Source organism: Mobilicoccus caccae, from assembly GCF_030161635.1.
In the GTDB taxonomy this organism is placed as follows: domain Bacteria; phylum Actinomycetota; class Actinomycetes; order Actinomycetales; family Dermatophilaceae; genus Mobilicoccus; species Mobilicoccus caccae.
The window spans coordinates 42,120-49,320 of the sequence record NZ_BSUO01000003.1; the positions used below are offsets into that span (position 1 = coordinate 42,120).

Sequence of the window (7,201 nt, forward strand, 5' to 3'; positions counted from 1 at the left end):
GGCGCATCGACATCCGGCTTGAGTCACCGGGTGTCGAGGCGCCCCGGTTTTTTCGTCGTGCTCGAGGCTTGTCGGCTGCTGCCGTTGCATGTACCCCCAGGGGTATATACGGTAGGGGGTATCCAAGGACCACTCCTCCGGAAGGGATCTCCTCGCCATGCCCGTCATCCGCACCATCGAGACGCCCTCCCTCGGCGACCGCAGCTACCTCGTCCACGACGGAGAGGTGGCGTTCGTCGTGGACCCGCAGCGAGACTTCGACCGCGTGCTCGACCTCGTCGAGGCCGAGGGCGTCCGTGTCGAGGCGATCTTCGAGACCCACATCCACAACGACTACGTCACCGGCGGGTACGCCCTGGCCCAGCACCTCGGCGTCGACTACTACGTCAACGCCGAGGACGACGTGAGCTTCGAGCGGACCCCCATCCGCGACGACGAGACCGTGACGGTCGGATCGATGACGGTGCGAGCTCTGGCGACCCCCGGTCACACCTTCACGCACCTGTCCTACGCGCTCGAGGGCGACGAACCCGTCGTGTTCACCGGCGGCTCGCTGCTGTTCGGCGCCACCGGCCGCCCCGACCTGCTGGGCCCCGAGCACACCGACGCCCTCGCCCACCACCAGCACGCCTCGGCCCACCGGCTCGCCTCCGAGCTCCCCGACGAGGCGCAGGTCATGCCGACCCACGGCTTCGGCTCGTTCTGCGCGCCGTCCAGCGAAGGCGCCGCCGACGACTCCACCATCGGCAAGGAGAAGCGCGAGAACCCGGCGCTGACCAAGGACGAGGCCGCCTACGTCGAGGAGATCGTCTCCGGGCTCGAGGAGTTCCCCGCCTACTACGCCCACATGGGCCCGGCCAACGCCGACGGCCCCGGCGCCCCGGACCTGTCGCCCCCGGAGAAGGCCGACGCCGCCGAGCTGCGTCGCCGGCTCGAAGCGGGCGAATGGCTCGTGGACCTGCGCAACCGCACCGCGTTCGCCGCCGGGCACGCGCCCGGGTCGTTCAACTTCGGCATCGACGGGCAGTTCATCACCTACCTCGGCTGGCTCATCCCCTGGGGGACGCCGGTCACGCTGCTCGGCGACAGCCAGGAGCAGGTCGACGAGGCCCAGCGCGACATGGTGCGCATCGGCATCGAGCGTCCCGCGGCCATGGCGACCGGCAGCCCGCACGACTGGACCGACGGCGAGCTCGCGAGCTACCCGACGGCGACGTTCGGCGACCTCGCCCAGGTGCGCCACCACCGCCAGGTGACGGTGCTCGACGTGCGCCGCCCGGCCGAGTACGCCGTCGGGCACATCGAGGACGCCGTCAACATCCCCATCCACGACATCGTCACCCGCATCGACGAGGTGCCCTCCGGTGAGGTCTGGGTGCATTGCGCCGGCGGCTACCGGGCCTCGGTGGCGGCCTCGATCGTCGCCGCCTCGGGCACGAAGGTCGTCGCCGTCGACGACTCCTTCGACAACGCTCGCGAGGCCGGACTGCCCATCACCGACTGACCACCACCTCCCCTCTACCGCAGGAGATCCCCATCGTGAACCCCGACTCCACCATGCCGCGCCCGGACACGGCGACCGCCCCGTCCTCGGGCGGCAACGTCGAGGCCCGCCCAGGCGACCCGCAGGCGACCCGCGAGATGCCTGCGCGCATCGACGCCCCGATGCTGCGCGAATGGCTCGACCGAGCCGATCGTCCCCGCATCATCGATGTCCGTTCGGCCGCCGAGTTCCAGGCCGCGCACATCCCCGGGGCGTACAATGTGCCCCTGCCGCTGCTGAAGGAGCACCGCGACGAGCTCGCCGGCAAGCTCGACGAGCAAGTGGTCCTCGTGTGCCGCACCGACAACCGGTCCGGCCAGGCGGGAGAACTCCTCGAAGCCGCCGGGCTCGGCAATCTGCACGTGCTGTCGGGCGGGCTCACCGCGTGGCAGCAGAGCGGCGGCACCGTCAACCGGGGTGAGAGCCGGTGGGACCTGGAGCGTCAGGTCCGCCTCGTCGCCGGAAGCATCGTCCTGACGGGGATCCTCGCGAGTACCGTCGTGCCGAAGGCGAAGTTCGTCTCGGGGTTCGTCGGCGGGGGTTTGGTGTTCGCAGCGCTCACCGACTCCTGCGCCATGGGCAAGCTGCTGTCCACGCTGCCCTACAACCGTGACCGTGAGCCGTCGGTGCGTGAGGTCGTCGACTCGCTCAGCCGCTGATCGTTTCGGAGGCATCGTTCGTGGAGTCGTTGATGGACCTGGTGTGGATCGTCCCGCTCGGCCTGGTCGTCGGCGTCGTCGTCGGCTCCCTCGGTGGCGGCGGGGCGATCATCACCGTCCCGATCCTCGTGTACCTGTTGCACCAGGACCCCTCGGCGGCGACGACCGGGTCGCTGATCATCGTCGCGCTGACGTCGCTGGTCGGGATGATCCCGCACCGTCGGGCCGGGCGGGTGCGGATCAAGGACGGGCTGCTCCTCGGGGGTCTCGGTGTGGTCGGCTCGTTCGCCGGCTCGGCCCTCAACCACGCGGTGCCGGAGCCGGTGCTCATGACGGCATTCGCTGCTCTGCTGTTCGTGGTCGCGGCACTCATGACCCGCAAGCGTCGGCGTGCCGCCTCCGACGCCGCGTCGGGGATCACGCGTGAGGCGGGAGAGCGACGGGGCCTGCCCGCGCTGATCGCCGCGGCCACCGGCGTCGGCCTGCTGACCGGGTTCTTCGGTGTCGGCGGCGGTTTCGCCGTCGTGCCGGCGCTCGTGCTCGTGCTGGGCTTCACGATGCCGGTAGCGGTTGGCACGTCGCTGCTCGTCATCGTCGTCAACAGCATCACGGCGCTCGCGGCCCGCGCCGGCGTCGGCCTGGAGGTCGACTGGTCCGTCATCCTCCCGTTCAGCGTCTTCGGCGCCGCGGGAAGCCTGCTGGGCGCCAAGGTGGCGCAGAAGGTCGACGAACAGAAGCTCAACCTGGGCTTCACGATCCTGCTGGTCGCGGTCGCGTGCTTCGTCGCGTACGAGAACGTGCCGGACCTCCTCCACCTCCTCCGCTGAACCACCCGCACACCCGGCCCCAGACCACCTCGGACAGCAGGTGACGACGAAACCGTAGCGCCTGCCTTGCTGTTTCAGACATGCCCGGCTGTTCGAGGTGTGATCGCCGTGGCCGGGAGTCGCTCGACCTCGGTTGTGGGCGCTCGGTCGACGGTGGACGATGGGGACGGCGTCCATCGGGGCGCCGCGGAGCGGGGAGGCAGCGGATGAGCACCGGCGGAGGAGGGGAGACCCCCGGGCGCGACGGCGACGCGTGGCGGGACGGCCCCCAGGACGTCCGGCCCTCGGATGCCACGCCGGCACCCCACGAGCGGGTGAGCGGACGTAGCGCCCCACCGTCGTCGACCGGCAGCGACGACGACCGCCGCAAGTCGACCTTCGTCAAGCTCGGGATCACCGCGGCCGTCGCCGGGGCGGGAGTTCTCACCCTCGTCGCGCTCAGTGGCGGTGACGATGACGACGAGCCGACGCACGCCGCCGTCTGTGTCGATCGCGAGACCGGAGAGCGCCAGCCCGACGAGCAGTGCGGCGACAACTCCGGCAGCTATCACGGCGGATTCGGCTGGTACTTCATCCCCTACGGCCTGGTCTCGCCGCGCGTCGGCGCGCCGGTGAGCGGCGGGAGCTACAGCGCCCCGGCGAGCTCGAGCTACGTCACCGGCGGCGTCTCACCGAACGGTGGTGTCGTCAGCGCCGACACCGTCAAGGGCGGCACGAAGACAACGGTGCGCGGCGGTTTCGGTGGCAAGGCGAAGGGCAGCGGGGGCTGATGCGACGCATCGTGACCACGGCCAGGCCCGACTGGCGCGCCCGGGTCGAGTCTCAGGGACTCGTCTACCCGACAACGGAACTCGACACGGCCGTGAGGTGCCGTACTGGTTCGAGGACGCCTACTACGAGCTGACCATGGCGGAGGTCGAGGAGCTCGAGGAGACGACCGAGACCCTGCACGGCATGTGCCTGGCCGCGGCGAGACGCCTGGCCACCGGTGAGTTCGGCGACCTCGGACTGCCACCCGAGGCGCTCGAGATCGCCCGGCAGAGCCTGGCGGCCGACCCGCCGAGCATCATCGGCCGCTTCGACCTCGGCTGGGACGGGCGCAGCCCGGCCAAGCTGCTCGAGTACAACGCCGACACCCCCACCGGTCTGGTCGAGAGCTCCATCGCGCAGTGGTACTGGCTGCAGGACACCTACCCGGAGTTGGATCAGTGGAACTCCGTGCACGAACGTCTCGTGCTCGCCTGGAAGGGTCTACGCAGCCGGTTGCCCGACGCCCGGGTGTGGTTCGCCCACCACGAGGACGAGACGACCGGCGAGGAGTTCATGACCTGCACCTACCTGCGCGACACCTGCGACCAGGCGGGGTTGCCGACCGGCTCCATCACCATGGGTGACATCGGGTACGACCCCGCGCGGGGGTGTTTCGTCGGGCTCGGCGCCGAGCCGCTGCGGACGTGTTTCAAGCTCTACCCGTGGGAGGCGATGCTCGCCGAGGAGTTCGGGCGCTACGTCGAACCCGACCCTGTCGGGGTGCTGTCGACGACGTGGCTCGAACCGCCGTGGAAGGTGCTGCTGTCGAACAAGGCGCTGCTGGCTGCGCTGTGGGCCATGTACCCCGGCCACCCGAACCTCCTGCCCGCCTACCTCGACGGCCCGCGCGACATGGACGCCTGGGTCGCCAAACCGCTGCACGGCCGCGAGGGCGACAACATCCGCATCCACGCCCCCGGCATCGAGATCGCCCAGCCGGGGGAGTACGGCGAGGAGGGCTGGTGCTACCAGCAGTGGTGTCCGCTACCGGAGTTCGACGGCAACAAGGTCGTCCTCGGCTCGTGGGTGATCGACGGGATCTCGGCCGGCGTCGGCATCCGTGAGAGCGACGGCTGGGTCACCGACTACTACGCCCGGTTCCTTCCCCACGTCATCGCGGCGCCCGCACCCGCGGACTCCCAGCGCGAGAACTGGCTGGAGGACGCCCGCCACGGCGACGTCCAGGACGTCGTGCCGGGAGGCTCGGGACGGATGCGCGGTGGGCGGGAGCCGAACGACCTGCCCGTGATCGAACCGCTGGTCTCCCCGATCCCGGTGGTCGGCGATCGTCAGGACAGCGTGCTGCAGGACACCACCCGCCCCGACCCGACGGCCGACCCGGCCCCGGCACCGACGAACGAGAAGGACGACCGCCGATGATCACCGCCCTGGGCTTCGGAGCCGCCTACAGCCTGCTCGGCATCGCGTTGCTCGTCGCGGGCTACTACGTGCTCGACCTCCTCACGCCCGGCCACCTCGGCAAGCACCTGACCAAGGGCGACTCCTACAACGCAGGGCTCATGGTGGCCGCGGGATTCCTCGGGTTGGGAGCCGTGATCGCCACGGTGATCTGGCACAACGCCGACGCGGGCTTCGGGCCGGCGCTCGCGTGGACGGCCGCGTTCGGGGTGCTCGGGATCGTGCTGCAGGCCGTGAGCTTCCTCGTCCTCGAACTCGTGACCCCCTGCAGTCTGCGCGAGATCGTCGTCTCCCCGGGGCTGCACCCCGCCGGGATCGCTGCCGCCGCGGGGCAGATCGCGGTGAGTCTGATCATCTGTGCGTCGATCGCCTGAGGAGCGCGCCGCCACCTCATGCAGTGTCGCGGGCGCAGGGGAGGGCGTGGCGGGAATCCTGCTGCGGTTGGGCAGGGGCGTTCTCGTCCCACCAGCGCAGCACGCGCAGGGCGTGGAACGTCAGCCACCTCGAGGACTCTCCGGGTTCGGAGTCGACGTGGAACCACACCCGGCCCTCGTGCCGCACCTGCTGGTGCCAGGTGCCGTCCTCGTCACGGGCCGCGCGGATGAGCTCGATCGCCTCGCGCATGCGGGGTCCGGCGGCGTGCCGTCGTGCAGGGCGGCGGCGCGGAGGTGATCGGCGGCCTTGAGGGCGCTGTACGTCGCCCGATAGGGGTAGGCGAAGTGCGTCGCCCACGGCTCGTGGATCTCACCCGTGCTGAGACTGCGCAGGAGACGACGCTGCAGCAGGTACTCCTCGGCGGCATGACGGGCGGCGCGGAGGTCGTCGGTGCCGCCGGTCCGGATCTCGTGGTCGAGGATGCCGATGACCGCGTTGATCGTCGAGTGGAACGACGCGCGGGTCGACCCGTCCACCCACGCGCAGTTCCACCCGCCCTCGGTCATCTGGTGTGCGGGGAACCACGCGGCGATCGGTGAGACGTCGGCGCCGAGCCACGTGCCGTTGGCGAGGGTGAAGGCGTTGATGCAGGCGTCGACCTCGCCGCCCCAGTACGGCAGGTCGTCGTACTCCCAGCGGGCGTTGGCGCGCAGGAGTCCCGCGGTGTCGGGCTTCAACGCGTCGGGTTCGACTCCCCATTCGCGCAGGGAGTTGAGCGACCACGTCGTCGCCGTCCACGGCTGACCGGGCTCCTCGGGGGAGGCATCGGCCGGGAAGAATGCGCCGCCGGCCCACAGTCCGTCGTCGTCCTGCTTCTCGAGCAGTGCCTTGCCGAACCCCTCGTGCGGAACCCGCGCACGCGTCGCCTGCCAGACCTCCTCGGGCGCGTCGAGAAGATCACGCTCGACCTGCCAGCGCAGCGCGGGATCGGAGTCGAGCAGCCGGTCGACGACGTCTGTCATGGACCCAAGCTAGGTGCGTCCGACCGGCGGCGCCAGACCTCGGGCTCGGCACTGCCGAACGGCATCGCAGAAGACATCGAGGTGGTCGCCATCGCGACCACTTCGGTGCGTTCTGGGATGCCGGATGGGTCTGCTCAGTACCCGGTACGGCCGTCGATCGCCTCGCGGAGGAGGTCCATGTGGCCGAGGTGACGGGCGTACTCCTCGATGAGGTGCGTGAGGATCCATCGCAGGTTGACCTGGTTTCCCCGGCGCAGTCCCCGGCCCGGGACGTCGAGGTCGGTCCATTCCGCCGCGAGTGCCCGTGTGCGCTCGACCTCCTCGCGGTAGGCCGCGACGTCGTGCTCGACGGCGGCGATGGTGGTGTCGTCGAAGTCGCCGTCGGGGCTCTCGCGGGTGCAGTAGTAGTCGGGCACGTCGGGGTCACCGAGCAGCACCTCGCGCACCCAGTACGCCTCGACCTCGGTCAGGTGACGCACGATGCCGACGAGGCTCATCGTCGAGGGCGGCACGGCCCGGCGGCAGAGCTGCTCGGCGTCGAGCCCG

At 70.5% G+C, this 7,201-nt stretch carries 6 protein-coding genes and 2 pseudogenes; 6 read left to right on the forward strand and 2 right to left on the reverse strand.

Annotation, left to right across the window (positions count from 1 at the left end; genetic code table 11):
- Positions 1–157: 157 nt before the first annotated feature.
- The 6 genes and pseudogenes from QQK49_RS22395 to QQK49_RS22420 all read left to right on the forward strand — a co-directional run bounded on the left by QQK49_RS22395 (position 158) and on the right by QQK49_RS22420 (position 5,632).
- A complete protein-coding gene (locus QQK49_RS22395) occupies positions 158–1,504 on the forward strand; it encodes an MBL fold metallo-hydrolase (protein ID WP_284302091.1) in 1,347 nt (448 codons plus the stop codon).
- A gap of 35 nt (positions 1,505–1,539) precedes the next feature.
- Complete coding sequence (locus QQK49_RS22400) at positions 1,540–2,202, forward strand: rhodanese-like domain-containing protein (RefSeq protein ID WP_284302093.1); 663 nt, start codon at positions 1,540–1,542, stop codon at positions 2,200–2,202.
- Positions 2,203–2,234: 32 nt separating this feature from the next.
- A complete protein-coding gene (locus QQK49_RS22405; RefSeq protein WP_284302095.1) occupies positions 2,235–3,029 on the forward strand; it encodes a sulfite exporter TauE/SafE family protein in 795 nt (264 codons plus the stop codon).
- A gap of 206 nt (positions 3,030–3,235) precedes the next feature.
- Complete coding sequence (locus QQK49_RS22410) at positions 3,236–3,799, forward strand: hypothetical protein (protein ID WP_284302097.1); 564 nt, start codon at positions 3,236–3,238, stop codon at positions 3,797–3,799.
- Positions 3,799–5,219 (forward strand): annotated as a pseudogene (locus tag QQK49_RS22415) (glutathionylspermidine synthase family protein). Before QQK49_RS22410 ends, QQK49_RS22415 begins: the two are co-directional and overlap by 1 nt.
- Positions 5,216–5,632 carry a DUF350 domain-containing protein gene (locus tag QQK49_RS22420; protein WP_284302098.1) on the forward strand — a complete coding sequence of 139 codons (417 nt, stop codon included), beginning with the start codon at positions 5,216–5,218 and terminating at the stop codon, positions 5,630–5,632. Before QQK49_RS22415 ends, QQK49_RS22420 begins: the two are co-directional and overlap by 4 nt.
- A gap of 16 nt (positions 5,633–5,648) precedes the next feature.
- Here the strand turns inward: QQK49_RS22420 and QQK49_RS22425 are convergent.
- Both QQK49_RS22425 and QQK49_RS22430 read right to left on the reverse strand, forming a co-directional pair.
- A pseudogene (locus QQK49_RS22425) lies at positions 5,649–6,655 on the reverse strand (squalene cyclase).
- A gap of 134 nt (positions 6,656–6,789) precedes the next feature.
- A partial coding sequence (locus tag QQK49_RS22430; RefSeq protein WP_284306075.1) for a DinB family protein occupies positions 6,790–7,201 on the reverse strand: 412 nt, incomplete at its 5' end.